This is a genomic window from Streptomyces sp. NPDC058459, from assembly GCF_042721685.1.
Classification (GTDB): domain Bacteria; phylum Actinomycetota; class Actinomycetes; order Streptomycetales; family Streptomycetaceae; genus Streptomyces.
This window is the reverse complement of record NZ_JBHXLV010000009.1, coordinates 1-26,240: the sequence shown is the minus strand read 5'-3', so window position 1 is coordinate 26,240 and position 26,240 is coordinate 1. Positions and strand designations below refer to the sequence as shown.

Annotated in this window: 21 protein-coding genes; 16 read left to right on the top strand and 5 right to left on the bottom strand. The window is 67.8% G+C overall.

From position 1 onward, the window contains the following. Positions 1–3: 3 nt before the first annotated feature. Positions 4–1,242, bottom strand: a complete 1,239-nt coding sequence (locus ACFWN1_RS03575; RefSeq protein WP_384357758.1) for a tyrosine-type recombinase/integrase — start codon at positions 1,240–1,242, stop codon at positions 4–6. Then, positions 1,243–1,524: a helix-turn-helix domain-containing protein gene (locus tag ACFWN1_RS03570; RefSeq protein ID WP_384357756.1), complete on the bottom strand. Its 282-nt coding sequence runs from the start codon at positions 1,522–1,524 to the stop codon at positions 1,243–1,245. Between the two features lie 463 nt (positions 1,525–1,987). On the opposite strand from ACFWN1_RS03570, the gene ACFWN1_RS03565 reads away from it, so the two are divergent. From ACFWN1_RS03565 to ACFWN1_RS03545, 5 genes are all read left to right on the top strand, one after another. Continuing rightward, on the top strand, positions 1,988–2,239 hold the full coding sequence (locus ACFWN1_RS03565; protein WP_384357754.1) for a helix-turn-helix transcriptional regulator: 252 nt from the start codon (positions 1,988–1,990) through the stop codon (positions 2,237–2,239). Positions 2,240–2,375: 136 nt separating this feature from the next. Next, positions 2,376–3,605 carry a DUF3631 domain-containing protein gene (locus ACFWN1_RS03560; RefSeq protein ID WP_384357752.1) on the top strand — a complete coding sequence of 410 codons (1,230 nt, stop codon included), beginning with the start codon at positions 2,376–2,378 and terminating at the stop codon, positions 3,603–3,605. A gap of 188 nt (positions 3,606–3,793) precedes the next feature. Further along, positions 3,794–5,017: a hypothetical protein gene (locus ACFWN1_RS03555; RefSeq protein WP_384357750.1), complete on the top strand. Its 1,224-nt coding sequence runs from the start codon at positions 3,794–3,796 to the stop codon at positions 5,015–5,017. A 306-nt stretch (positions 5,018–5,323) separates the two neighbouring features. Then, the gene (locus tag ACFWN1_RS03550; RefSeq protein WP_384357748.1) at positions 5,324–5,824 is read left to right on the top strand and encodes a plasmid mobilization protein; all 501 of its coding nucleotides are present in this window, start codon (positions 5,324–5,326) and stop codon (positions 5,822–5,824) included. Further along, on the top strand, positions 5,821–7,518 hold the full coding sequence (locus tag ACFWN1_RS03545) for a mobilization protein (RefSeq protein WP_384357746.1): 1,698 nt from the start codon (positions 5,821–5,823) through the stop codon (positions 7,516–7,518). The genes ACFWN1_RS03550 and ACFWN1_RS03545 overlap by 4 nt, the downstream gene beginning before the upstream one ends. On the opposite strand, the gene ACFWN1_RS03540 is transcribed toward ACFWN1_RS03545, so the two are convergent. Next, positions 7,519–8,064, bottom strand: coding sequence for a flavoprotein (locus ACFWN1_RS03540; protein WP_384357744.1), 546 nt, complete (start codon positions 8,062–8,064; stop codon positions 7,519–7,521). It abuts the gene before it with no gap. Beyond that, complete coding sequence (locus tag ACFWN1_RS03535; RefSeq protein WP_384357742.1) at positions 8,061–9,332, bottom strand: helix-turn-helix domain-containing protein; 1,272 nt, start codon at positions 9,330–9,332, stop codon at positions 8,061–8,063. Before ACFWN1_RS03535 ends, ACFWN1_RS03540 begins: the two co-directional genes overlap by 4 nt. Positions 9,333–9,507: 175 nt before the next feature. Here ACFWN1_RS03535 and ACFWN1_RS03530 point away from each other — a divergent pair, with 175 nt between their 5' ends. The 8 genes from ACFWN1_RS03530 to ACFWN1_RS03495 all read left to right on the top strand — a co-directional run bounded on the left by ACFWN1_RS03530 (position 9,508) and on the right by ACFWN1_RS03495 (position 19,892). After that, entirely contained in the window at positions 9,508–9,939 is a 432-nt protein-coding gene (locus tag ACFWN1_RS03530; protein WP_384357740.1) for an ATP-binding protein, read from the top strand. Positions 9,940–9,978: 39 nt separating this feature from the next. Then, entirely contained in the window at positions 9,979–11,262 is a 1,284-nt protein-coding gene (locus tag ACFWN1_RS03525) for a UDP-N-acetylglucosamine 1-carboxyvinyltransferase (protein WP_384357830.1), read from the top strand. Then, the gene (locus ACFWN1_RS03520) at positions 11,259–12,494 is read left to right on the top strand and encodes a bifunctional metallophosphatase/5'-nucleotidase (RefSeq protein ID WP_384357738.1); all 1,236 of its coding nucleotides are present in this window, start codon (positions 11,259–11,261) and stop codon (positions 12,492–12,494) included. The genes ACFWN1_RS03525 and ACFWN1_RS03520 overlap by 4 nt, the downstream gene beginning before the upstream one ends. Further along, positions 12,491–13,030, top strand: a complete 540-nt coding sequence (dcd, locus tag ACFWN1_RS03515) for a dCTP deaminase (RefSeq protein WP_275780898.1) — start codon at positions 12,491–12,493, stop codon at positions 13,028–13,030. The genes ACFWN1_RS03520 and dcd overlap by 4 nt, the downstream gene beginning before the upstream one ends. After that, complete coding sequence (locus ACFWN1_RS03510) at positions 13,027–13,563, top strand: deoxycytidine triphosphate deaminase (RefSeq protein WP_384357735.1); 537 nt, start codon at positions 13,027–13,029, stop codon at positions 13,561–13,563. The genes dcd and ACFWN1_RS03510 overlap by 4 nt, the downstream gene beginning before the upstream one ends. Next, positions 13,560–14,681 (top strand): glycosyltransferase family 4 protein, encoded by a 1,122-nt coding sequence (locus ACFWN1_RS03505; protein WP_384357733.1) that lies wholly within the window; start codon positions 13,560–13,562, stop codon positions 14,679–14,681. Before ACFWN1_RS03510 ends, ACFWN1_RS03505 begins: the two co-directional genes overlap by 4 nt. 111 nt (positions 14,682–14,792) lie before the next feature. After that, positions 14,793–15,836 (top strand): serine hydrolase domain-containing protein, encoded by a 1,044-nt coding sequence (locus ACFWN1_RS03500; RefSeq protein ID WP_384357731.1) that lies wholly within the window; start codon positions 14,793–14,795, stop codon positions 15,834–15,836. A 930-nt stretch (positions 15,837–16,766) separates the two neighbouring features. Continuing rightward, a complete protein-coding gene (locus ACFWN1_RS03495; RefSeq protein WP_384357729.1) occupies positions 16,767–19,892 on the top strand; it encodes a tetratricopeptide repeat protein in 3,126 nt (1,041 codons plus the stop codon). A 126-nt stretch (positions 19,893–20,018) separates the two neighbouring features. Here the strand turns inward: ACFWN1_RS03495 and ACFWN1_RS03490 are convergent, their stop codons facing one another. Further along, positions 20,019–20,168 carry a hypothetical protein gene (locus ACFWN1_RS03490; RefSeq protein ID WP_189855739.1) on the bottom strand — a complete coding sequence of 50 codons (150 nt, stop codon included), beginning with the start codon at positions 20,166–20,168 and terminating at the stop codon, positions 20,019–20,021. A 144-nt stretch (positions 20,169–20,312) separates the two neighbouring features. On the opposite strand from ACFWN1_RS03490, the gene ACFWN1_RS03485 reads away from it, so the two are divergent. The 3 genes from ACFWN1_RS03485 (at position 20,313) to ACFWN1_RS03475 (ending at position 26,163) form a co-directional block, all read left to right on the top strand. Further along, positions 20,313–22,046: a hypothetical protein gene (locus tag ACFWN1_RS03485; RefSeq protein WP_384357726.1), complete on the top strand. Its 1,734-nt coding sequence runs from the start codon at positions 20,313–20,315 to the stop codon at positions 22,044–22,046. A gap of 454 nt (positions 22,047–22,500) precedes the next feature. Further along, the gene (locus tag ACFWN1_RS03480; RefSeq protein ID WP_384357724.1) at positions 22,501–23,523 is read left to right on the top strand and encodes a hypothetical protein; all 1,023 of its coding nucleotides are present in this window, start codon (positions 22,501–22,503) and stop codon (positions 23,521–23,523) included. A 555-nt stretch (positions 23,524–24,078) separates the two neighbouring features. Further along, on the top strand, positions 24,079–26,163 hold the full coding sequence (locus tag ACFWN1_RS03475) for a hypothetical protein (protein ID WP_384357722.1): 2,085 nt from the start codon (positions 24,079–24,081) through the stop codon (positions 26,161–26,163). Positions 26,164–26,240 lie beyond the last annotated feature (77 nt).

Genomic DNA, 26,240 nt, shown 5'->3' with positions numbered 1-26,240 from the left:
ACATCACGCGACACCTTCCTCCAGGGCGGCCACCGCGTAGGCGGCCTCGCGGGCCATCCGCTCAGCCTTCTCCAGCTTGGCCTTCGCCTTGGCCAACTGCTTGGCGCGCCGCTTGTGCATCTTCTTCGAGACCTCATCGAGGCGGTCCGGGAAGAGATGCCCGTACGTGTCCAGGGTCAGCGTCGCGGACTTGTGGCCCAGCATCGCCTGTACGACGTTGACGTCCGCGCCGCTGGCGATGGCGAGCGAGGCCGCCGTGTGACGCAGCTTGTGCGGGGTGACCTTGAGATGCCCCAGCCCGGCCTTCGCGGCCGCCGGTGCGAAGAACCGCTGACGGAAGTTGCGGGCCCGCAGCGGTCCGCCCTGCGGGGCCGTGAAGAGCAGTGCCTCATCTTCCCGCCCATGGATGTGAGGCTTCAGTTCCTCTGCCAGGAACCGGGGGATCGGCACGGACCGACGCTCGTGGTTCTTGGGGGTGTCGAGGTAGAGCTTGCCGTTGTCCTCGACGTACGCCTCGACGATGTGCGCCCGGCAGGCGTCGAGGTCGACACGGCCCACCTTCAGCGCGGACGCCTCGCCCCAGCGCAGACCTGTGTACGCCAGCAGCAGGATGAACACCCGGTAGGCGCCTGCCGCCTTGGCCAGAGCATCGACTTGCATGTCGTCGAGGTAGACGTGGTCGGTCGGAGCCGCCTTCGGCAGGGGCACACCGACTGCCGGATTGACCCCCAGGCGACGGGACTTGACCGCATAGCCGAGAACCTGGCTGAGGATGACGTACGCCTTGCGGACCGAGCGCGGGCTGAGCTTCCGGCCGCCCGTCGCCTCGCCGGACAGCATGTTGGCGAGCCACTCGGCGACGTCCTCGAAGTGGATGCGCTCCAGGGGCGTGGTGCCCCACCGGGGGATCACATGGACGTCGAGAACACCTCGGTACCGGTTGCGAGTTGACCGCTTGAGGTGGATCTGGGCGGCCAGCCAGGCGTCCGCCACCTCCGCGAACTTCACGCGAGCCGCGGCAGGGTCGCGGTAGGAGCCGTCGTTGAGGCGGGACTCCATCCTCAGCCGCTCGGCGTCGGCGTCGATCTTGCGGGCAAGTGTCTTCATCTTGGGCTTGCCGTCCGGGCCGTACCAGCGCACGCGGTAGCGCCCGGGGGGCGTACGGCCTGCCTGCTTGGCCTCAGCCACGGCTCGTACGTACGCCGCGTGACCGATGCGGTCCTCGATCCAAACGCGTGCCAATTAGCACCCCCTCCGGTCAGCAGCGGTCGCCAACACAAGGGGTAGGAGCAGCGTCTCGGGAGGGACGCCGAGTGCTGTGGCGATAGTGACGAGGTCATCGACGTCGCAGCGGCGGCGGGCGCGTTCCGTGCGGCTGAGGGCGACGTTGGTCATCGGGCGGCCCAGCGCGGTGCAACGGACGGCGAGCTCGTGCTGGGTCAGGCCGCGCGCGAGGCGTATGCGCTCGATAGCACGGGCGGAGTGGAGGCCGGCAGGGCCTATTTCGACAGGTCGGGATGCCATGACAGATATCTTTAACTTGCATCCGGGCGCTATGGCAAGAGTTGGTTCTCAAACTCTATAGAAGTCGTTCGGGGGCAGAGTGGTATTCGTCTCAGTAATTCGCGGCCATCCCGAATTGTTTCCGCGAGGCGTCATGCTAACTTCCCTTCGCGTGCGCGAAATGGGTAGTTCAGACGGATTTCCGCCCGACTGTCCAGCGAGGAGGCGGTGGCTCTCATAGCTGCTCGCTGGCACATGTGAGCTGTGGTGACGTCCGTGGGCGCTCGCTCGACCGACTGTTTCGCCGCAGAGAATTGCGTCGGCGGATGGGGTGATTTCGGCAACCGGCGATCCGCCCTTACTATTTTGGAATCACCGGTCACACCGAGAAGTGCTGGAGAGTTTTAGAACCAACTCTGGACTTTTCCGCCCGGGGTGTGGCTGTGTTGTCCAGGCCCGCTGTCCAAGACCGAAAAGGAGCCCTGTGCCGAATACCTCTCCCCGTAGCACCACCACCGCTGCCACCGCTGCCACCGCCGAGGCCGCCAGGCGTGGCCCGCTGGCCACGCCGGCCGAGGCCGCCGCCTACCTGGGCGTGCCGGTGAAGACCCTCTACCAGTGGAAGTACCGGGGCATCGGCCCCAACGTGCACAAGGTCGGCCGCCACCTGCGCTACCGCTGGTCCGAGGTGGACGCCTGGGTGAACGCCCGGTCCGCGTACGAACTCGCCGTCTGACGCTCCCCTTCCGGGACAGCGAAACGGCCCTCGGCGAGCCACCGCCGAGAGCCGCAGAGTCCCTGCCCCATCGCCCTTGAATGACCGATCCGGTGGGCCGGGCCTTGCCCGTCCGGCCCACCAGGGAGGAACGCCTGTGGACGAACTTACGTCCCCCACCGCCCCCTCGACCCCCACCGCCGTCCCGAGCCAGGGCCCGCACCACGACCCTGGCCCCTCGTCCGCCGAGAACGAGGAACCGCAGCAGGCCGTGGAGGGCGCGGCTTTGCTGGACGAGCTGCGGGAAGCCATCGCACGGTACGTGATCCTGCCCAGCAGTGAAGCGCTGACCGCCGTCACGCTGTGGGTCGCGGCCACGCACATCCAGCCCGCGCTGCAGCACGCTCCGCGCCTGGCGGTGGTCGGGCCGGCGAAGCGGTGCGGGAAGTCCCGCCTGCTGGATGTGATCACGGAGACCGTGCGCGAGCCGCTGATCACGGTCAACACCAGCCCGGCTGTGGTCTTCCGCGCCATCGGCGACGACCCGCCCACGCTGCTGGTGGACGAGGCCGACACCATCTTCGGCAGCATCAAGGCCGCCGAGAAGAACGAGGAGCTGCGCGGCCTGCTGAACGCAGGTCACCAGCGCAATCGGCCCGCACTGCGTATCTCGGGCCCGGAGCACAAGCCGCAGGCGTTCCCCACCTTCGCCATGGCGGCGCTGGCAGGCATCGGGGACCTGCCGGACACGATCATGGACCGGGCGGTGGTGATCCGCATGCAGCGCCGCAAGAGCGGGGAGCGGGTGGAGCAGTTCCGTTCCCGCCGAGACATCCCCGCGCTGCACGAAGTGCGCGACCGGCTCGCCGCGTGGCTTCGGCCGCTGCTCGACGTCGCCGCCGACCTGGTGCCGCCCATGCCGGTACAGGACCGGGCGGCGGACACCTGGGAGCCGCTGGTGGTCGTCGCCGAACTGGCAGGCGGCGCCTGGCCGGAGCAGGCCCGCGAGGCATGCGTGACCATGTGCGCGGCCGAGGTGGGCCAAGACGACGAGTCGAACCTGAACACCCGCCTGCTGCGGGACATTCGCCGCGTTTTCGCGCGCGACGGCGATCCCGACATCATGCGCACGCGGGACCTGCTGGACGAACTCCTCAAGGACTCGGAGGCCCCGTGGGCGGGGTACCGCAACACGGGCCTGACGTCACGCTACTTGGGGATTCTCCTCAAGGATTTCGGCATCCAGGCGGCCGTTCTCCGCTTCGAGGGCGGACGACAGGCCAGGGGCTTCGCCCACGTGCAGTTCACCGATGCCTGGGCTCGCTACTGCCCGGAGGAGCCGGCATCCAGCAGCGGTGACGAGAGCACCGTCACGGGTCCGACGTAGACCCGTAAACACTCGTCACACGCGTCGCATCGCAGGTCATCCCCGTGACGGGTCGGTCAGCTGTGACGGGTTCTCCCGTATCACGCGCGGTTCCCGTACCTGCTCTGACCAGGCGTGCGACGGGTGCGACGAGTCCATCCCGCTTCCCCGCCTCACTCTGGCAACCTGACATCACCCCCGGAGTGCCATTGCCTCTCCCCGCCACCCCCGTCGTACTCTCCGCCCTCGGTGCCGCCCTCCTTGGCGGCCTCACCCCGCTGCTCTGGCGGCTGGTCCGTCAGCGCACCCAGCGCAGCCAAGTCGAGCGCCGGGCGGGCACGCCTGCCGTGTGGGTCGCGTCCCTGGCCGCGGTCGGCTGCACCGCCTACAGCGCGGACACCAGCTGGCGGTTCGCCGCCGACTACCTGGACATGGGCAGCACCGCAGAACGCGCAGCGATGTTCGCCGCCGCTGAGTTCGCCCTGTTCGCCACCGCCCTGCTGGCCCGCCAGAATCTCAACGGCCCGAAGCGGGCCCCTGGCTTGCCCGGCATCCTGACCTGGGCGATCACAGCGGTGCAGATCCTCCCGGCGTACGCCGAATCCGGACCGGTCGGCGGCACCGTGCGAGCCTTCATCGGCCCCGTCATGGCCGCGATGCTCTGGCACCAGGCCATGGGCATCGAACTGCGGCTGCACACACCGGAGGCCGCCTCCCGCAGCCTCGCCGCCCGGATCGGTCGGGAGATCCGCGAACGCGCGCTCTCCCGCCTCGGGATCGCCGAACGCGACCGGGACGCCGCCCAGATCACCCGTGATCGTGCCACCCGCCAGGCCGTCGCCCTGGCCGCCCGCCATGCGGAACGCACCCCGAAACAGCGCGGCGGCCGGCGAGGCCGGCGCACCACCCGACGGCTGTCGCGAGCCATCGCCCGCGCCCAGGTGGGCACCGACCCGCGCCAGCGCCGACAGCTCCTGCACCAGCTCGCCGCCCGCCGCCACGCCGAGGCCCTGGCCGACATCGACCTCCCCTCCCCCTGGACCGACCCCGACCCCGCCGTGGGTCCAGCCGAGGGGACCAGCCGAGCCGCCTGTGACGACGAAGAGCCTGGAGAAGGGACCCGGGCACACCCCGACCAGGACCAGCCGACCGCACGCCCTGGCGAGACCGAGGAGGCCACCGGCACGGTTCCGGAACAGGCCGGTCCCACGCCTCGGCGTACCGGCCGCCGTCCAGATGCCACGCACGAGGAACTGCTGGCCATCGGGCGCACCGTGGTGGCCCAGTCAGGGACGGTGTCCCGCAAAGCCATCGTGGATGAGATCCGGAAGAACCGAGGGATCAAGATCGGCAACGACCGCCTCAAGAAGGTGGTCGACGCCCTGGAAGCCGAGTTCGAGGACGACGACAGCCTCGTCGGCAGCCGCGGCTGAGCACCGAAACCACGCCCATCCGGTGGTACCGGAAGTACTTCCGGTACCACCGGTACGCCCCTAACAGGCCCTCGCGCTCGGTCGGAACCTTCCTGGGCCGGTCCCCTCAGCACGCACGCACACGGGTCCGTCCTGGCGTGCGTGTCCCCTCTTGAACACCCGCCCCCCCAGCAACGGAGACAGCAACCCCTAATGCACCACCCCAGCCATGAACTCCCTTGTCCCCAGCAGGAGACGTCCACCACCCCAGACAACGGCGCAGCAAGTTGTCGGGTAAGGAGTCCTTACCCGGCCTCCGCCCCTGGGGTGGCGGAGGCACGCGGCGCCAAGGGGGCGGCGGGATCGGCCGGCCCGGGGGAGCCGACCGAGACGGGAGACACCTGCCCGTCGCCCCACGACGCGCAGACGCCGAAGCCGCAGCGCCGCCTGCGTCAGCCGCGCCTGCGCGAGCGCCGAGTCCACCCCCGCTACAGCGACAGCGAGTTCACCGACCTCGCCCACGCCGCCGCGCTCAGCCGTATGCAGATCGGCGGCTACGTCGCCGAGGCGTCGCTTGCCGCGGCCCGCGCCGAGGACCCCACGGCCGCGATCGCTGACTACCGCGCCATGGTGAAGGCGCTGATGGCCGCCAACCGTCAGCTCGGCGGCCTCGGCAACAACCTCAACCAACTCACCTGGCACCTCCACAAGGACGGCGCCTGGCCCGAGCCGGACGTCGTCCACCGGCTCCTGGCCCGCGTCGAAGCGTCGATCGGCGGCGTGGACACCGCCATCGCCCAGGTCACCGAGGGAAGGCAGGGCCGGTGATACCGAAGATCATCACCGGCAAGGGCAGCACCCGCCGTCTGATCGCCTACCTCTTCGGCAAGGGCGACGCCAACGAGCACGTCGACCCCCACCTGGTCGCGTCCTGGAACGACTTCGCCCCCGACCCCGGCCGCAGCCCGCACCGCGCCCCGAAGGAGGTGGAGAAGCAGCTCTACACGCAGCTCGACCAGCCGGTGGCCATGCTCGGCCGCCGGGCTCCCCAGACCACGGTCTGGCACTGCCCGGTCCGCGCCGCCCCCGAGGACCCGATCCTGTCCGACGCCCAGTGGGCGGAGATCGCCCGCCGAATCGTGGCCGCCGCCGGCATCGCCCCCGCCGGAGACACCGAAGCCTGCCGCTGGGTGGCCGTCCGGCACGCCGACGACCACATCCACATCGCCGCCACCCTCGTCCGCCAGGACGGCCGCCGCCCCCGCCGGGACTACGACATCCGAGCCGTCCAACGCGAAGCCCGCCAGGTCGAAGTCGACTACGGACTAAGGCGGTTGAAGCCGGGCGACGGCACCGCCGCCAAACGCCCCACTAGCAAGGAACACTTCAAGGCCAAGCGTCTGGACCAGGACGCCACCGCCCGCGAGGTCCTGCGTATGCGGGTGCGCCGCGCGGTCGCCGCCGCTGCCGACGAGGCCGAGTTCTTCTCGCTGCTGGAGGCGACTGGCGTGGACGTACGCCTCAAGCTCGCTCCCTCCGGCGACGCGCTCGGCTGCAACTTCGCCCTGCCCGGCAACGTGAACGAGGAAGGCGACTCGGTGTGGTTCGCGGGCTCCACCCTCGCCCCTGACCTCTCCCTGCCCAAGATCCGCGAACGCCTCGCCACCACCAGCCCCGAGCCGGCCACCATCCAGCCTGGCAACCTGTGGCACCAGGCCACCGCCGCCACCGAACGCATCCCCCACCACCTCACGAAAGGCGACGAGCAGACGGCCCAGGGCCAACTCGTCGCGCTCGGCGCGACACTGGACCTGCTGCCCGTCATGGCACCGACCGCGGCGCGGGCCGAACTCGAACAAGCCGCCGCCGCCTTCGAGCGCGCCACCCGCTCCCGCATCACCACCAACCTCGACAGCACCCGCGCCCTGCGCCGCAGCATCCAGACCATCTGGCGCGAGAGGCCACAGGACAGTGACGGCACCGGGCTCACCATGCTGCTGGACGCCGCACTCACCGCGGTCGCCTTCGCGCTGCACTGGCACCGCACCCGCCAGCACGCCCAGCAGGAGGCGGCAGCCGAACAGGCCCTCCTCTACATGCAGACCGCGTACGCGCAGACCGCCGAGGCCGTCCTGGTCGGCCTCGCCGGCCGGACACCCGGCCCGCAGACCAAGCGCCGCTTCGCCCGCCACCTTCAGGATGTGGTTCCGGAGCACGCCGAGCGCATCCTCAGCGACCCCGCTTGGGACGCACTCGCCACCGTGCTCGCCGAGGCAGAGGCAGCAGGACACAACGCAGCCACCGTCCTCGGCCAAGCGCTGCACCAACGTGCCCTGGACGACGCCCGCAGTCCCGCCCGCGCGCTGACCTGGCGTATCCGCCGCCTCGGCGACCGCCACGTTCCCGGTCCATGGGCCCAGGCAGCCAGGGCCCACAGTGCCATGCAACGGCCCAGCGTGCCGGTCCACCCCGCGGCAGCCATTGCTCGGCCACCACAGGGGTCACCGACACGGCGGCACTGATCAGGCGGGAGCGGACAGCTTGGGCGCGAGGAGCTGCAGGGCTTCCTCCCAGCGGTAGCGATCGGCCCCGCCGCCTGCCTTTGGCCGGTGCGGCTCGTACGAGCCGATCAGGACGCCCATCTCGCGTAGCCGTTCCAGGCTCTGGCGGTACGCGGGGTGGGCCGCCTGGGCCGAGTTCAGGTATGGCAGCACAGCGATCGGGATGTCCGTGGCGGGTGCTTCGCACAGGACGCCCAGAGCGAGATTGTCGGAGATCCCGGCGGCCCACTTGTTGATGGTGTTGAAGCTGGCCGGGGCGACCGCGATCGCGTCCGCGGGCCGAGTCGGGCGCGGTTCACCCGGTGACCGCCAGGCAGAGCGGATGGGGTGGCCGGTCTGGGCCTCGACCGCCTCCACGTCAACGAAGCCGAGGCCCTGTGGGGTGGCGATGACGCCAACATCCCAGTGCCGCTCCTGTGCTGCGGTGATCAGCCGGCCGACGTCGGCGGCGACACCGGCCGCGCAGACCACGATCTGGAGGAACGGCTTGTCGGGCTGATCACTCACGCGGGCACTCCCAGTTGGCGGCTGAAGTGGTGCAGCTCGGGCAGTGCCCGGCGGCGGTCGCGGGCTGCCATGTCGGCGACCAGTTCGCGTACGGCCGGGCGGCGGACGTCCTGTGCCGCGCAGCTCTCGGCGATACGTAGGGCCTGATAGCCGTCAGCGAGCCTGCCCTGCTGACTGTAGGCGCGGGCGGTCTCCACCCACAGCGCGGCCCGGCGCTCGGGGACAGAAATGTGCCGCCGCATGAGCGGCCGTGCGGTTTCCAGGGCGATGCCGGCGTCACCGAAGGAGACGGCTGCGCTGATCTCGTGGAGTGCGACGTTGGTGGGGCTGAAGTTCGCCCAGGCGTCCGGCCGGTCGAAGGAGACGTAGCGAGCGACTTCCTTGGCTTCGGTGAGGAAGTCCTGGGTGGTGTCGCGGTCGCCGTTTCTGCTGGCGGCGGTCGCCCCGCGGAGCAACAGCAGACCAACCGCCGCCAGGTACCGAGGCGAGCGCTGGTCGTAGGAGCCGGTGAGCTGGTCGGCAGTGTGGCGGACCATGTTCACGGCCTGGGCCGTGTGCTTCTCCCGCACGAGAACGTGAGCGTGGACGCGGACACTGGCGGCGAGGACGACAGGATCCCCAGACCGTTCCGCCTCGGCCATAGCCCGACCAGCCGCGAGCCAGGCGTTGCCCTGATCGGCCCGCTTCAGCAACAGGCTCACCGACGTCTGGTAGGCGGTCGCAAGCAGCCCGGACACCTCCGCCGAGCCGGATGAGCCTCCGGCGGCCTGCCGAAGGTCGGCGATCAGCCCCGGCAAGGTCTGCTCCAGTTCCGCGTAGTCGCACGTGCAGAACATCCGGCGTACGGCCCGTGCCCGGTCCCGCAGCTCGTCGAGGCCCAGGGCTTGCCCGGTGGACGCGGGGCTCGTGCCTGGCAACAGGACTTGGACCAGGTCGTGATGTGCCGCGCTCGACGACGGCGGAGCCGCGAGCGCGGCGACGCTCGCGGCAAGGAAGGTACGGCGGTGCATGTCCTCTGTTCCGGGCTCGGCGGGGCTGGCATCAAAAGCAACAGCGAGGCCGAGACGTTGCGGCGGAATCTCCAACACCTGCGCGATCTCGCGCAGCACTCGCACGTCCTCGGTACCCCTGCCGCTCTCCAGGCGGCTCACCTTCGACTGGTGATACCCAAGCGCGGCGGCAACGTCCCTCTGCGAGCGCCGCTGTAACACGCGTGCCTGACGGATCACTTCGCCGATCCGTCTCGCTTCACTCTGTGCCTCGGCCATCTGTGCCACGGCCCCTTCTGCCGTCGCCGATCCTGCCTGCTCAACCGAGAGTAACCGAGCGGCATTTGGCAGTGATGCAGCTCCTGCATAAGTGATGCAGCCCCGGCACACCGACTGGTTCCGCTTACCTCCGGAGCGGTTGCGTGGAGTGGCTGAACTGACCAGGAGGCCGCTCATGGAAGCGCACCACATCCGGATTCCCGTCTCCGGCACGCCAGCTGCCGCAGCGTCCGCGCGCCAGCAGCTCGCGGACGGGATACGGACTTTCGGCGCCTTCCTCGGCCCCGAACTCCTGGACGCGGCAGAGCTGGTGGCCGCAGAGCTCATCGCGAACGCGGTCCGGCACGCAAACGGCGGCCCGATCACGGCCGGTGCCTGCCTGAGCGACAAGGGACTGCGGATCGAGGTGAACGACGCCAACCCCGCCGTCCCACAGGTCGGCCTGTCGGATGTGGACGAGGAAGGCGGACGCGGGCTGTTCCTCGTCGCAGCCCTCGCGGACCGCCACGGCTTCGATCCGCTGCCGCCCGGCAAACGCTGCTGGGCCGAATTCAAGGTCAGCACCCCACTACCCACCGCATCACACCTGCCCCTGCAGAGGAGTTGACCGTTGACAGCCGTACGCATTCCCCCCGTCGCCGCAGAAGTGGTCGCCGTGCGACCCGGCAGCCCACTCGTCGGCTCCATCACCGTCGACGGCTCCAAGAACGCGGCCCTGCCCCTGCTGGCCGCCGCCGCGGCCCTGCACCGCCCGGTGCGTCTGAGTAACGTCCCGTCGAACACGGACGTCGAGACGATGCTCACTCTGCTCCAACAGGCCGGCTGGCACACGGCCCGTCCGGTCAGCGATCCGCACACCACCGTGATCCTGCCGAGCGACAAGCCTCAGCTAGGCCCCGATCCCGAGGTCGCCGCCCGCATCCGGGCCTCGTACTACCTCGTACCGGCCCTGCTCAGCGCGTCCGGGCGAGCCCGGCTGCCCTGGCCAGGAGGCTGCCGGATCGGGGAACGCGGGATGGAGCAGCACTTCAACGTCTACGAGCGCTTCGGTGACCGCACAACGGTCGATGGACGCGGCTACCTCGTGGAAGCAGCCACTGGTGGGACCGGAACCGTGTCCGTGGTGCTGCCTTTCCGTTCTCGCGGGGCGAGCATCGCCGCCCTCCTGCGCGCGGTCGTAGCCGGCCGGCCCCTGCGCCTTGGCCACCCCAATCTCTCGCCTGAAGTGATCAGCGTCGTAGAGGCGTTGCAGGTGGCGGGATGGGAGTGCCGGGTCAGTGAGTCCGTCCTGACGCTGTCACCACCCACTTCCGTCCCGACGGAGACCACCGTCTGGTCGGTGCCCGGCGACAAGGTCGAAGCCGGGACCCTGGCCTGTGCGGTCGCGGCGACCGGCGGGAATGCAAACATCCGTGGGGTACGCGGCGACGACGTCGCTCCCATGGTCTCTGCCTTGAACTGGCTCGGAGTGCCTGCCGACGCCGAGGGCGACGCCCTCACCGTCCGGGCCCACGACGCCGAACCGACCGGGCGATCGCTACGCGCCATCGCCTCCCTCTCCCCCGACGGCTTGGACGCTGACTTCGAACCACCGCTGATGGCCCTCGCCCTCGGTCTGCCCGGCACTCACCTGTTCGCCGACACCATCAACCCCGGCCGTCACGGCAACCTGCTCCCCCAGCTCGCCCGCCTCGGCGCCGAGATCCACGAGCATTCGCCCACCGAATGCCGCCTCACCGGACCGCAGCAGCTGACCGGCGCCGGCGTGGAGGCCACCGACATCCGCACGGGCTCGGCCCTGCTCATCGCCGGCCTCACAGCGAGCGGAGTCACCACCCTCGGCGGCCTCGAACAGCTCCGGCGCGGCCACGCCGACTTGCCCACCAAACTGCACGCCTTGGGCGCCGACATCTGCGAGGTCACTCCATGACCCGGCAGCTCCAGCGAATCACCGCCACGACCGACGTCCACTCCTCCTTCGCCCAGGCCACTCCGATGCTCGCCTACCTCCACGCGGCCAGGGCCGAGAGCCTGGTCGTGGACTGCGGCGACTTCTTCGAAGGCACCGGCTTCTACCGCTTCGGCCAGGGGCAGATCGAGCGCGAGGTCCTCACCAGCCTGTACGACCTGCTCGCCCCCGGAAACCACGGCTGGCCGCACTACTTCGAACCGCAGCTGCACGAGATGACCGTGTGCGCGAACGTAGCCGATAGCAGTGGCAAGCCGCTCTTCGACCGCGTGCGCATCGAGCACATCGGCGGCCGGAAAATCGGCATCACCGCAGTGATCGGCCCGCAAGCCTTCAACGCGATCCCCGCCGAGCAGCGCACCGGCCACCACGTCACCGACCCGGCCCAGGCCCTGTGCGAGGTGATGCTGGAACACCATCACCGTGCCGACGCCTGGATGGTGCTGTCCCACTCGGGCTTCGACGAGGACCTGAAGCTGGCCGCCGCCTGCCCGCTCGCGGACGTCATCTTCGCCGGGCACTGCCACAGCGACACCTACGGCCCCGTGCCCGTCGGCGACACCCTCGTCGTCAAGGGCCGCGAACTCGGGGTCGGGTACGCCACCGCCGAGCCGGTCGGGGCCGGCTGGGCCGCCCGCGTAGGCGCCTTCCCCGACACCTCCGTAATCCCCGAGGACCTCGCCACCCTGCAGGAGAAGATCGCGCTCCTCAGCAGCACCCTGGGAAGCCGACTCGGCATCGTGAACGAGCCATATCTCGATACCCTGTTGGACCGACGCCTCCTCTTGGACGAGATCGCCACCCGCCTGCACACCGGCCTCGGAGCGGACGCGGTCATCCTCAACGAGACCGCTCTACGCCCCGTACCGCTCGGCGATGTCCTCACTCTCGGCGACTTGCTCGCCATCGAGCCCTTCGGCAACCAGCTCGTCCACGCCTTCTTCCCCGACGACCAGTCCGAGGACCACGCCAAGCTGCTCGCTCATCTCGTCGAACATATCGGCCCCTTGGCAGTCGCGCCCACGCCCCTTCCACCCACAGCGCGCATAGTGCTGACCACCGACTACATCGCCGACACCTATCTCGGCGGCCGCACTCATCAAGCCGGACTGCGTCTGGGCCAGGCGGTGCGCAGCGTCCTGGCGGCCCCGTTCGCTGACTCTGCCGACGCTCTTCAAGGGGGCTCTCAGTGATCCTCACCGGGCCTGAGATCAACACGGCCGTTGCCGACGGACGCCTTCGCATCACCCCGTTCGACCCGAAGCAGACGAACCCCAACAGCTACAACGTCCGCCTGGGCGCCACCCTGCTGACGTACGCCACCAAGGTCATCGACGCCCACCACGCCAACCCCACGCACACGATCCGAATCGACACGGACGGATACGTCCTCCAGCCCGGCGAGCTGTACCTCGGCCACACCGTCGAGGAGGTCGGCTCGGACCTCTTCATCCCACTGCTCTTCGGCCGCTCCTCGGTCGGACGGCTGGGGTTATTCGTCGAGATCACCGCCCCTATCGGTGACATCGGCTTCCACGGCCAGTGGACTTTGATGCTGTCCCCCATCCGCCCTCTGCGGGTGTACGCGGGCATGAAGATCGGGCAGATCATGTTCTTCGTCTCCACCGGGGACGTCGAGCTGTACCGAGGCAAGTATCAGGGCGCCGCTGGCCCTCAGCCTTCCTGCTACTGGCGGGATGCGGCGCACGTGCAGGCGGGCGCCTCGTGATCCTCACCGGCTCCGCCATTGGCGCCGCTGTCAGCGCAGGCGAGATCACCATCGCACCCTACGACCCGGCACGCCTGTCCCCCAATGCCTACGACTGGCGGCTGGGCGACACGATCCGCATCTGCGACGGCGACCTGGACGCCGCCGCCCCCACCACGTTCACCGAACTGGTCATCCCCGCCTCCGGATTGGTCCTGCAGCCCGGGATGCTCTACCTCGGCGTCACGTTGGAGAGGACCGGCTCGGAAACGTACGCACAGCTCCTCAACGGCAACCGCACCATTGGCGCCCTCGGCATCTGGGTCCACGTCTCCGCCCCACTCGGCCACCAGGGCCACGCGATCCGCTGGACCTTGGAAATCCGCGCTGCCAAGCCCGCCCGCGTCTATCCGGGAATGACCTTCGGCAAGCTCGTCTTCCTCACCGCCCTCGGCACCCCGGCCAGCTACCAGCAACAGCGCGCCAAGTACGCCGCCACGCACGGCATCGACATCTCCCGCCTGTACGAAGAAATCCCCCAAGGAGCGCTGTGAGCCCCCTCGTCCGCCCGGCCGCGGGGCCGCTGGCCGCCACCTTCCTCGACCTCCCGGCCGGAAGCCCCGGTGGCAGCGTCGAACTCTTCCTCGACTTGTACACCGGCGACAAGCCCCTCATCCCCGCACGGGCTTTCATGCTAGCCCCGACCCGCCCCAAAGCCCACCTTCCCGCCGGGCTCGACCTGCTGACGGTCGCCGGAAAGTGCCTGGAGGGCGCCGCCTTCAGCTGCTACGTCGCAGCCCTGCGCCGGGAGTTGGTGACCGCGATCGATCCAGCCCAGATCGGGGTACTGCACCTGCAGCACCTCACCTTCGGCGCCACGCCCGCCCTGCTCCGGGCTCTGCCGACTCACCCCAGGATCGCCTTGGTCCACGGCACCGACCTGATCTTCGCCGAGACCCACCACGACCAGCTCCAAGTCCTGCGCGAGACGGCGAGGGCCGCCGACGTGATCGTGGTCCCCACCGGCGCGATGGCCGACCACCTTCTCAAGCTCGCCCCGCAGATCGACCGCCGTAAGCTTGTCCGCGTTCCGTGGGGCATTCCCGACCATCTGCTCACCGATCCGCCGGCGCGGCCCGCCCGCACCTCCACCAGCCACCTACGACTGCTCTACGCAGGCAGGCTGACCGCCGAGAAGGGCGCAGAGCGCCTGATCACGGGCCTGGCGCCCATTCCAGGAGTCGAGCTGAGCATCGCCGCCCCCAGAGCCCAGTTCCACGCCTTGGCCCCGCTGCTCCAACGGACCGGAGTGCGGGCCCGGTACCTCGGCTGGCTCCGCCGTCCACAGCTGTGGAAAGCCTTCGCCGAGCACGACGTCCTGGTCATGCCGTCCACCACCCTGGAAGCCATGGGCCTGGTCGCGCTGGAGGCCCAAGCATGCGGTCTGCCTGTCCTGTACCAACCCGTGCCCGGCCTCAACGAAGTCGTCGCCGCGTCCGGCGTGGCCACCGACTTCATTCACTCCGCCGCACTCGCCCGCGGCCTCGACCGCCTACGGACCGCCCCTGGCCTGCTGCCCGCCCTGCGACAAGCGGGCTACGCGAATGCCGCCCGCTACCCCCTCACCACTACCGCCCAGGCCCTGGCCGACCTTGGCCGCCAGCTCGCCTGAGACACACGCCGACCAGCCCCCGCAGCCGACGTCCGACGCGCCATTGCCCCACTGGTCCCGCCCGCGTCACTACGCTGATCCTGCGGGTTGGCCACGGCGAACAGGGAGACCATGACGTACAGCACCGACCGCATCGAAGCCCTCCTGAACGAAGGCGTCCGCGACAAGGTCTACCCCGGCGCCGTATGGGCAGTCGGTGACGCCACCGGCACCCGCGCCCACGGCGCCACCGGGGTCCTAGACCCCAACGACCCGAACGTGCCGATGCAGCCCGACACCGTCTTCGACGCCGCCAGCCTCACCAAGATCCTCGCCGTGTGGTCGTCCATCGGAGCCCTGTGGGAGGAAGGCAAGCTCGACCTCGACACCCCGCTCGGTGTCTTCTGGTCCGAGGTCGACGGCCACCCGCTCCGTGCGGTGACCACCCGTCAACTACTCACCCACACCGCTGGCGTACCGCTCCGCGCCCAGCTCAAGAACCTCTACGGCACCGACCCCCAGGACATCCGCGACGGCGTCCTTCACGAGGCCCTGCACCGCCCGCCCGGCGAGGCCGTCGAGTACACCGACCGAGCTGCCCTCATCCTCGGATACCTCGCCGAATACCTCTCCGGGCGACGCCTCGACCAGCTCGCCACGGAACGGACCTGGCAGCCGCTGGGCATGCGCTCCACCCGCTTCGGACCCCTGCCCGCCGAGATCACCACGGGGTGCGCACCAACCGAACTCGACCAGGACACCGACACCCACCTCAAGGGCGTCGCCCACGACTTCTCCGCCCGCCTCCTGGGCGGAGTGTGCGGGATCGCCGGCGCCTTCACCGTCCTCGACGACCTCGCCGTCTTCCTGCGCTACATGCTGGACACCTCAACCAGCCACGGGCAAGCCGGATTCGGCCCCGACTGGACCAGGCAGTCACTGATCATCCAGACCGGCACCCTGGAACCAGCGCGCGGCCTGTTCTGGCACCCCGCCCCTGGCACGCACTCCGATGAGGGCATCTGGGTCCACTACGGCTTCACCGGCACCGGCATGTGGATCTCACCCCACCAGGGGCGCTGGGCCGTACTCCTGACCAACAAGCTCTACTACACCCGCGACCGCCAGCCCCTGACCGACGTCCGCAACACCTTCCGTGCGCTTGCGTTTGTCTAAAGCAACCTGCGGCGAATCCGTTGAGAGGGGTACGGCCGGCCACGCATTGTGCGGTGCACGGTCCGAGATACACGGCGGGCAGCCCAGCGCCGCGGAGGCGCTCAGTCGGCCCTGCCGGTCGGGACGGCTGAGTATGTAGAGGATTTCCAGCAACGGTTGTCGTTGAGCGCGGACAACACCGGGAGTTCGCGGGGAACGGTCTTGATGAGTTCCAGCAATACCTGGGGCTTGCGGTGGGAGCAGGAGGGTGCTCCATGCCGATGGGGCCGCCGATGGCGTCGAATTCGAGGTCTGAGCTGTACGCGGCGATCCGTCGTGACCATCGTGCCGGGCTGGGCAAGCGTGCTCTGATCGCAGGGGCACCGACGGTGTTTTCTTTGCCCCCTCCCGGCCAGACCGTGGATACCTCGACAGTCCGTACTCCAACGCGGGATCAAGGACGTGGGTCTCGGGCGCTGACGTTGCCGTCGCCCGTACCGATTCGAGGTTCAGCCTCGATCTGTCCACGTCGATCGCCAGTTCTCTTTTCAGCGATTCGGCGGATACCGGGGCCGCGGCTGGATCAGACCCACCCCGCGCCGTCTCTGGCGGCGACCAACCCGGCCCCGAAGTCCGTCACTAGCTGGTCCACCACCCCCACAAGAAGCCCGCCAGTGTCCGCAGCGCGGCACCGACAATCCACCGCACAACGAGAGTGGCGATCCGCCGCCGCAGCCTTGGCGTTCGCCACACATACCGGGCTTTACGACAGAGAATGCGCATTGTCTATCCCATCCGTGGACTTGACCAACCAAGCGATCGATCACACGTCACCTGACCTGTTCGGATCGGGGTTCGGCGAGCAGTAACTCCCGCCGAACTACAGGTATGTGGTGGTCAGACAGGCAAGGAATAGGGTTCGTAGAAGGTTCGGAACGAACGGGGAATGGCATGGTGGACGTCCCGGCAGCAGCCTCACGCCTGGCCGAGGAGCTGAGGGCAAATCGGCAAGCATCTGGGCTCACGTTCGGTCAGATCATCCAGCTGGGCAAGCGGCAGTCTCCTCCCGTCGCCCTGACCAAGAGCACTCTCAGCGCGTGGTTCAGCGCTCAGAGTGTTCCGCGGGCCGGGGCGTCTTTCGCCTTCCTGACCGAACTCCTCGATAGCCGCGCCGGTTCCAGGCCCGGGCCACAGTCCCGTGCTCGGTGGGAGAATCTACGCCGAGCGGCCGAGCAAAGCAGAACCACAACCCGCCGCGACACTGCGGCGTCCGGGACTCGCACGCAGAAGCGGCTTGGCGATAAGCCCCGCAGCGCAAAGCAGCTGCGCATAGGTCTGGTCCCCGAACCAGCCGAAGTGCTCGTCGAGCGGGGACATCGCGATGCCCTGGCACGCGACCTGGATGGCCCCGAGGACAGTGACATCGGGGACGCAGCCAGCACAGCTGTTACGGGCCGCGTGATCACAGGAGCCGGAGGCGTCGGCAAAACCAGCCTGGCCGCCGACTACTGCCACCGTGCCGCTGACGAGGCAGGCCGTGGAGTGGACATGCTGATGTGGGTGACGGCGAACAACACGCCTGCCGTGACCGATGCCTATGCTCAGGCAGCCCGCGATCTTGAGCTGGTACCCAGCGGTGAGAACACCGCGTATGCCGCTGAGCAATTCCTCAACTGGCTCCGTGTCACCGAACTCAGCTGGCTCATCGTCCTCGACGACGTGCAGTCCCCCGGCGCACTTGAGGGACTGTGGATGCCTCGACGCACCGCCGGTCGTGGGAGGGTCATCATCACCACGCGCAGCCGCGAAAGAGGCCTCGTCACGGCAAGTGGACATCCGTTCCTATCGGTTGGCGTCTTCACTGCCGAGGAATCCCTCACCCACCTGCGCAACACGCTGCAACGGGCCGTGCCCGCCAAGGCCGACGCGGATCTGGCGGGGCTCGCCGATGACCTCGGTCATCTTCCCCTGGCGCTGTCGCGGGCCGGCGCATACCTCGACTACAACGCCTCATGCAGCATCGCCCGTTACCGAAGCCTGCTCGCGGACCGCCGGCTCACCCTTGAACGACTGATCCCTGCTGTGCGCGGCAGTGCTACGACAAGCTCACTCGCAGCGCTATGGGACATCTCCGTCGACCAGGCCGACCAGCACACCGGCATGCTGGCTCGCCCCATGCTGGAACTGGCCGCCGTCCTCGACGGAACAACCGGCATTCCCGCCCCGCTGTTCACCAGCGGCGCCGCCCGCGCTTGGCTGACCGAGCGCAGCAGAACAGACCGACCCGTCGACGAGATCGAGGCCGAGCACACCTTGGCAACGCTGGACCGACTCCATCTCATCGATCACACCCCGGGCGAGGGCTGTGACGACGCATGGTTGGTCCGCGTGCACCAGCTCATCCAGCGTGCTGTGCGCGAGCAGCAACCTTCTGGCTCATCGCACGACGTCCGGACACAGCGTAGGGACACCGTCCTGCCAGCGGCTGCCCACGCCCTGCTTGACATCTGGCCCGACACCGAGCGCGACCAGGACCACGCACTACGGCTGCGGGCCAGCGCCCGCTCGCTGGCCACTCACGACCAGAACGGCGAGAGCCACCCCCTGTGGCAGGACGACACCGCGTACACCGTCCTCTTCCGGCTGGGCACCAGCGCGGGTGAATCCGGCGACATTTCCTGGGCACGCGACCATTTCGACGCGCTCCGCTCCCTCGCCCACCGGCACCTCGGAGCCGACCACCAGCACGCCCTTGTCGCCCGAAGCGAGCTGTCCCGCTGGCAAAGCCAAGCCGGAGATCATGCCGGAGCAATCCAGACCCTGGAAAGTCTTGAGACGGACCAGATCCAGTTGCTCGGCTACGAGGCCCCCGAGACGCTCGTGACTCGTCACAACCTTGCAATCGAGCGAGGTGCGGCCGGCGACACTAGCGGCGCCATCACGGCCCTCAATGAAATTCTCGCTGTCCGCCAGCGCAACGGAGCGAGCCGTGGGGCGATACTCGCTACTCTCCACAACCTTTGTTATTGGAAGGGCGTCGCGGGTGACGCAGTAGAGGCCGCTGCCGCTTACCGCAGGCTGATCCCCCTCATGGAAGAGGAGTTCGGCCCTGATGCCGATGGCACCCTGACCGCCCGCCACAATCTGGCCCGCTGGCTGGGCGAAGCAGGCAACGCTGCCGAGGCCGTCAGCTTGCTCGAAGCGCTGCTACCCGACCAAACACGAGCGCTCGGGCCCCGGCACCTGCGCGTCCTGACGACCAGGCAAAGCCTTGCCCGCTGGCAGGGAGCAGCGGGCGAGACGGATAAGGCCATCGACGGATATCAGGCGCTGATCCCCGACATGGGTGAGGTCCTGGGCCCAGATCATCCCGAGCTGCTCACAGCGCGCCACAACCTCGCCCGTTTGCAGGAAAGAACCGATCCGGCCACCGCATCCGAGAACCTCGCCGCCGTCGTCGCCGACAGAACCCGAGTCCTCGGCCCTCTCCACCCCGACACACTCAGCTCCCGACACAGCCACGCCCTGTGCTTGGGCCGGGCAGGAGAGCCCCAGAAAGCTGTACAAGCACTGGAGGACGTCCTCCGTGATCAGCAGCGCCGCCTCGTGCCTCAAGGCGCAGAGATTCTCAGCACCCGCCACAGCCTCGCCGTCATGCTTGGCTTTGCAGGAGCACCCCAGGCAGCCATCGCCGCACTGCAAGAGCTCCTCCCCGACCAGGAACGCGTCTTGGGCCCTGGCCACCTCCAAACTTTGACGACCCTCGATAGCCTTGGCCGCTGGCAGGGCGAAACGGGCGACGCACAGACGGCAAGCGACACCTACCAGGCCCTGCTGACCCACATCGAACGCCACCTTGGCACTGATCACGTCGCCACATTGTCGGTACTGGACAAGCTCGCCATGTGGCGCGGACGCGCTGGCCACCCCGGGGAAGCCGTCGGCATTCTCACTCGGATGCTCACAGACACACGACGCCTCGTAGACCCTCCTCATCCCATCATCACCACCATCAGCAACAACATCGCCTACTGGCTGAATCAGGCCGACATTGCGGAACACCGCCACCGACGCTGAGACCCACCACCACAGGTTCCATGAAGCCGCAGATGTGCTCTGGGTTCGGTGGAGCCGTCCGCAAGGTATCGACCCACATGGGAGATCAGGTGGCCCATCGCTGCAAGCTTCTCCGCTCCGGCAGGGTCATTCGCGGCCCATGAGTTGGGCAAGTAGTGCCACCACTGCAGTGGCTCCCACCAAGGCCGCGCCGACTTCGGGTGCATGCAGCGTCAGGGCGACGACGAGGGCTCCGACCAGCAGAAGGACTACGAGGCGCACGCTGATCTGTTCCATGAGGATCTACCTTCCGTATGGTACCGACTGGGTTGTGCATCCAGCGTGGGTGCTTCCCGGGCGGCCCTGACGACTCAAGACGATCGCTGACAGCATCGGCCAAGAACAGCAGTTGCATGACACGCATGACAGATCCTGACGCCCGTGAGTACAGGCGCCAACGCGCCTGATTTGGAAACGATGCAGAAGCACCAGGAGGGGGCAGAGATAGTGGTCGCTCAGCCGTGGAAGAGGCCCGATCTAGCTGACCAGCCTGACCTGAAGAAGCTGAACGACGAGCTCCACGATCTGAGGCTGGACGCGGGACTCCCGTCAGCACGCGCTATTCGCGACCGTGTCGGGAAGGACGTGCAGGACTACTGGATCGTGAATCACCAAGCAGTGTTGGACACTTTCCAGAAGCCAGACTTACCGCCGTGGGGCCGCCTTGAGTTGATCGCCCGTGTCCTGGCCGAATTCGCTCGACACAGCGACGTAGACGCCCCAGTTGATCGTTTCAAGGCTCTGTGGAAGCAGGTCGTCAGGGAAACGGTCGCCCAAGCATCAGTACACCCTCCGGCAGATACCACAGCATCCGCCGGAGACGGTGACGTGAACGACGCGACTGCGCCTTCCGAGGGCTTGCCGAAGCAGGACGCCGGAGCCCCAAGTGGGCAGGCAGCAGAAGAGCCACCAGCCGGCAAGGAGACACCGGCCAACGCCAACCAAGACTCTGCGCAGTTCAACTACGCACATGAGTCATTGAAGGGACTGATCCTCAATGCGGCGCAGGCTCTGTGGCACGACAAGGACGCGTTGAGAGTGTTCCTTGGTGTAGTTCGCCGTAGTGAAGGCTTCGTCAGGATGGCTGACGCCGCAGAGGAGCAACGGCCGGCGAACGCGACGTTCTACGGAGTGAAGAGCAGAGAGTTCGAGGTGGACCGCTCCCCGGCGCGGATGGAGTTGGTCACGCTGCATCGCCGCATTGACGAACACAGGCTGAAGCGCAAGTGGTCCTTCACCGATATGGAGGAGCAGACGGGGATCTCGTCGGATGCGTGGATCCGCTGGTACACCCACGATGAGCTGCCCGAGCGGGAGGCACTTGTCGCGTTCTCCCACATGGCGAGCCTGACGCAAGAGGATCACGTCCTGTTGCTCGGTCTGTGGGACGCAGCTCATGACGCGTTGGAGGTGCAGCAACGCACTGCCTCATTGCCGTCCAGCATCAGCTTCGATGAAGCGTGGACCATGCGCGATCCGGCGGCACCGAGGTTGTGGGCACTTGCGGGTGTCGGGGGCGACAACCTGGCCGCATATGGCCCTGATCTGGCCTCCGGTACTGCTCCCGCGTTCGTTGTGGCCGGGCCCGCAAAGTCAGGTCGCTCCACGGCGCTGGTGAACATCGCACGCTCCCTCCTCGCATCTGGCGCCCAGCTCGCCTTGGCCACGCCCAGGCCGTCGCCTCTACGGAAGTTGGCCGATCGGGACGGCGTGGTTGCTTGCTTCGATCAAGGCGACATCGGGCACGACGAACTTGAGGAGGCCCTGTCAGTGGCGTCCGCTGAGGAGCCGGTCGTTGTCGTGATGGACGACGCGGAGGTCTTGGGCGAGTGCGATGCCCGGCGTGTACTGCGGAACTTGCTAGAGCATGGCTTCGAAGATGGTTTAGCGCTGGTCTTGGCCGGCGATGAAGACAAGCTCGGGCCGAGCTACCCCTGGTTAGGCAAAGCGAAGAGAGCCCACCGCGGACTCCTGCTGTCTCCTCAGGAGCGGCACGCTGGTGATTTGATCGGCATCAAGACGGGAGACTCCGTTGTCGGTCGCCCTCTCGCTCCTGGCCGGGGCTGGCTCCACCTTGGGGACGGCAAACTTACGGCGGTGACCGTGCCTCGGTAACGGCTGTCCCCTGGATTGGGCGGCGCCATCTCCTCGTAGCCCGCGTCGGCTCGTCCTTCGGTGTCGTAGGCGGTGCGGAGGAGGTGGATGCCGAGGACGCAGGGCGCGGCGGAGAACACGGCCCTCGACAGCGGTAAGCATCCAGGCGCGGGTCCTTCGTCCTTGACTCGGCGTCGAGTTCTTCGTAGCCGGCGTAGACGTCGCCGGGAGCAGGGCTGAGTTCGGCGATGGATGTGCCAGGTGCGATACCGAGGCCGGTTGAGCAGGTACCGACGGCGACTGACTAGCAGGCGCCGGACATGCGAACGCGTTCCGGTGAGGTTCCCCGAGAAACCTCCGAAGTCGAACGTTCGCGCATGGTGTCGATGCCCACGGCTATGGCTGGCCTTCAGCGAAGGTCACCACGTAGGACGGATCGCCCGTGAGTGTCAGTGCGTTACGCCAGGATCGCTCCATGAACATTGACTTGGAGCGTGTAGCCGCGGTTCAACGGTCGGTGATCGGTGGCGTGATACTTACCGCCCTCGTGGTCGTGACCTACCGCTCCCTCGCCTGGATCGCGCGCCGAATTCCACCACTTCAGGTGTGGTGGTTGGCTTGGAATGCAAGAACTTCCGAGAAAGACATCACACCGACAACTGAGGCACTGCAACGGCTTGGTCTGGCAGGTCTGCCGATTCAGTCGTTCCGTGAGGCCGGCCAGAAGACAGCTGGGTCCGTGAAGCTCCGATACTCGCTGCTCACCTTCGTGGTCGGACTCGGTACCGGTGACTTATTGATTGCCGTGATCAAAACGATCGAGACGCAGCAGTTGCAGCCGAGCCTAACTCCATCAGCTCTCATGTTGGCCGCTGTGACACTGCCCCTCCTGACGTGGGCAGCCCAACGTAGCAAGGCCATCGCGGGTTACCGGCTGCTGCTGGCGATCATGGCCGCAATCGAGGCATGCGATGCTGTGGCCAGTGCCGGAACGAGTGACAGGCACCAAGCGCTCCGCCACCTAGACGACACATGCTCCACCGTCCGACGCTCTCTGCTACGCGTTCACAGAATCGCCAGCAGTGTCGGTCGCGGGTCTCCACGGCAACTCAACGCCAAGCATCACGCGGCACTTGTGGTCGCCAAGCTCCAACAGGCCGAGACACAAGTGGATGCGAAAGGCGACGCCGGGATTCGAACCCTGGCCGCACTCCTGGCAAAGATCGGAAACGCGTTCGCGGCTGGAAGGGTGAGCACGCTCCTGCCCGAGCAGAGCCTGCGCGGCGCGGTTCCCGTATCAAGCAGAGAAGGGCTTCGGCTGGCGGCAGTCGTCGTTGCCGCAGCCGGAGCGTTCTGTCTCAGCGTACTGATGGGGCTTCCGGCAGGTGTCGATCTCGTTCTCGCTGGCAGTGCCGCAGTGCTGACGGCGATGGCGGTTTACGGCCCAAGGGCCGCGATCGCTAAGGCAAGCGAGATCATGAGCATTCTTCGGCAGTAGAGAGGAAGAGCCAGCAAGGCATCACAGACAGTTGACGCCACGAGTGGTTCCCCGGCCCAGGCCAACGACCACGGCCCCGGCGTCCCCGCAGGTCATAACCCTCCACAGGGAAAAGCGGGTGTCGGCAGTTCAAGTCTGCCCGCGCCGGTGGCCCCGGTCTCCCGACGATTCTCATCGCTGACGCCCCGGCGCGAGTAATGTGCCCTTGTTGCCGGAGCAGTACGGGGAGGGGCAGCAGTGGCACGGGTAGAGCATCAGCATTTCGTCGCTGTCGTTGAGCAGTTGACTGCCCGTTGGCTCCGGGGGAACGAGCGGGAGCTGCCGCTCGAGAGACGTGCAGGGCTCATCGGGGAGCGGGCCTTAGACGCATACGAGAGCGCGGGGCGTGAGGGCACGCTCCTCGACGCCGTCGCGGCGCTCGGTGCGGCTAGTGCCCTCGGCTCGGACCTTCCGGCCCTACGGAGGCGGCTCGATCGTCTCCCCGACGTGCCCGCCCCATATGCCGTGCCCCGAAGCACCGAACTTCAGGGACGAGTCGAACACGATGGGGACCGGTTGGACGAGCTGCGTGACCTGCTTCGCGTGCACACTGGCGGGGACCGAACGGCCTATCGAGCTCCTCGGCCTGCCCTGGCAGCCGCCCGTGGCTACGAGAGCGAGATTCCTAGTTTCTCTCTGCTAGTCCTCACTTGCCAGATCCGCGACGCGCTGAACGCGTCCTCAGATGAGGTCGACGACGCCCCTACCGCCGAGCACATCCAGCTCTCCGCCCTCGACCGTACCCGACTCCTCCGGTCAGTCAGCACCCGCGACACCGGAGCACTGGACCAGGCAGTCGACAGGCTACAGACGGCCATCGATTCCAGCACCGATGAGCCGCTTCCTTGGGCATGGACCTTCACCCTCGGCGATCTGGCTCAGTCCCTGCTGCTGCGCTACGAGGCTATTGGGCGATCTTCGGACCTCGACCGGGCGGTCGACAACGCGCAGGCGGCCATCCGGCTCGCTCAAGGAGCCGGTGAGCGCGACGCGTCCCTGGTGTGGACGGGCGTGCTCGGGGCCGCGCTGCGGATGCGGTACCAAGCTGAAGGTGACGTCGGCGATCTCAAAGCCGCAGCCGATTCTCTATGGGAGACCACTAACCCAACGTCACTACGCGTCGAACAAGGCGTGTGGACAAGCTGGTTGTGTGCGATCGGGGCTCTGCAGCGATATCACTACGCGCTCTCAGATGAGAGTTCCTACCTGGACAGGGCTTACGAGACCCATCTCAGCCTCGCGCACGCACGGGCATCGCGCGATGTGCACGACATCCAAGGCGATTCCATCCCACCGGGGGTGTACGCGAGTCTCGGTTACAGCTGCCTCGCCATGTACGAACGCTCGGTCGAGCCGGACTTCCTAGACAGAGCGGCGGCCGCCCTCGATGATGCCCTCTCCCTGGCCGGTTCCGGTGAACTCGACCCGGCCGAATGGGCGGAGTGGACGGGGGCGTTCGTCACGACCCTTCGGCTCAGCTTCGAGCGTCAGGGCAGCCTCACCCGTCTGGAACGGCTGATCACTGTCCTCACCCACGCCCTGGAATCCCCCGCCCTACCGGAGTTGAGCCCGACCCGTATGGCCTGGCTCGGCACGCTCGGTGAGGCGTTGCTGTGGCGATTTGAAATAAGCAACGCCGCATACGACTTGCGCACAGCTCGCGCTTTCCTCGGCCGTGCTCGGTCTTTCGCGGCGCTAGCCGCCGCACACTACGCCGAGTACCTGCGCGCGAGCGACCTGCGCGCTCTGGACGACGCGGTCCTGACCGCCGTCGCAGCGGTGCGCGCCGCCTTGGGACCGGACGGGGCGCACCTTCCGGCGGCCTTCGAACTCGCCCAGTGCCTGCTCGCCCGTGCCGACGTGCTGCGCGCACCGGCCGACGCAACGGTCGCCGCCGATCTGCTCAAGCACTGCTTACTGTGGTCCGATCAGCCCTCCGAAACGCTGGCGCTGCAGACCGTCGAGTACGGACGTGCCCTACTGACGGCGCACGACCTACGGACGTTTCCGGCAACTGCCCACGACGAGGACGACCCTCATGGCGTCCATGCCCTCGATACGGCCGCGATGGCTCTCATCGACGTACTGGTCGACCCTCGCTTCCACGAGAGAGTCAAGACGCGGGCCGCCAGCTACTTGGAGCGAGCCAAGGCGCTGGCCACGGAACGCATGGCTCGTGCCGAGCGACGTGGCCAAAGGGACTACGGCCAAAGCACCGAGACCGAGGTGTGGCGCCGTGCCCGCGCTGTACTCGACGAGCGGGCCGCGTCACACGGGCGTCCTCGTCGACCGCGGACGACAGCCGAACTTCGGAACAACGTTGAGGCGATCCGCGACGAGATGCACCACCGCGTCGTTGAGGTGGTGATGGGACATCCCGGCTCCGGACCCGTTGAGCAGGCCCGACTCGTCGCCGCCGAGACGGACGTACTGGCTCGCTGGTGTTTGGAAGCCGGTGAGCGCCACGCCGCTCTGGAAGTCATCGAGTCGGGGCGAGCCGTACTGACAGCGGCAGCGGCAGGAGTTGACGTTCTCGGGGCCCGTATCAGTCGGCTGGGACTCCGATCACTGCGTGGGCAAGGGCTAGTACTACAGGGCTAGATCTGGATCATGGGGTGATGGGAGGCTCTGGCTGTGGCCACGACACAGCCCCGTGATTCAGATTGTTCGTCAGATGC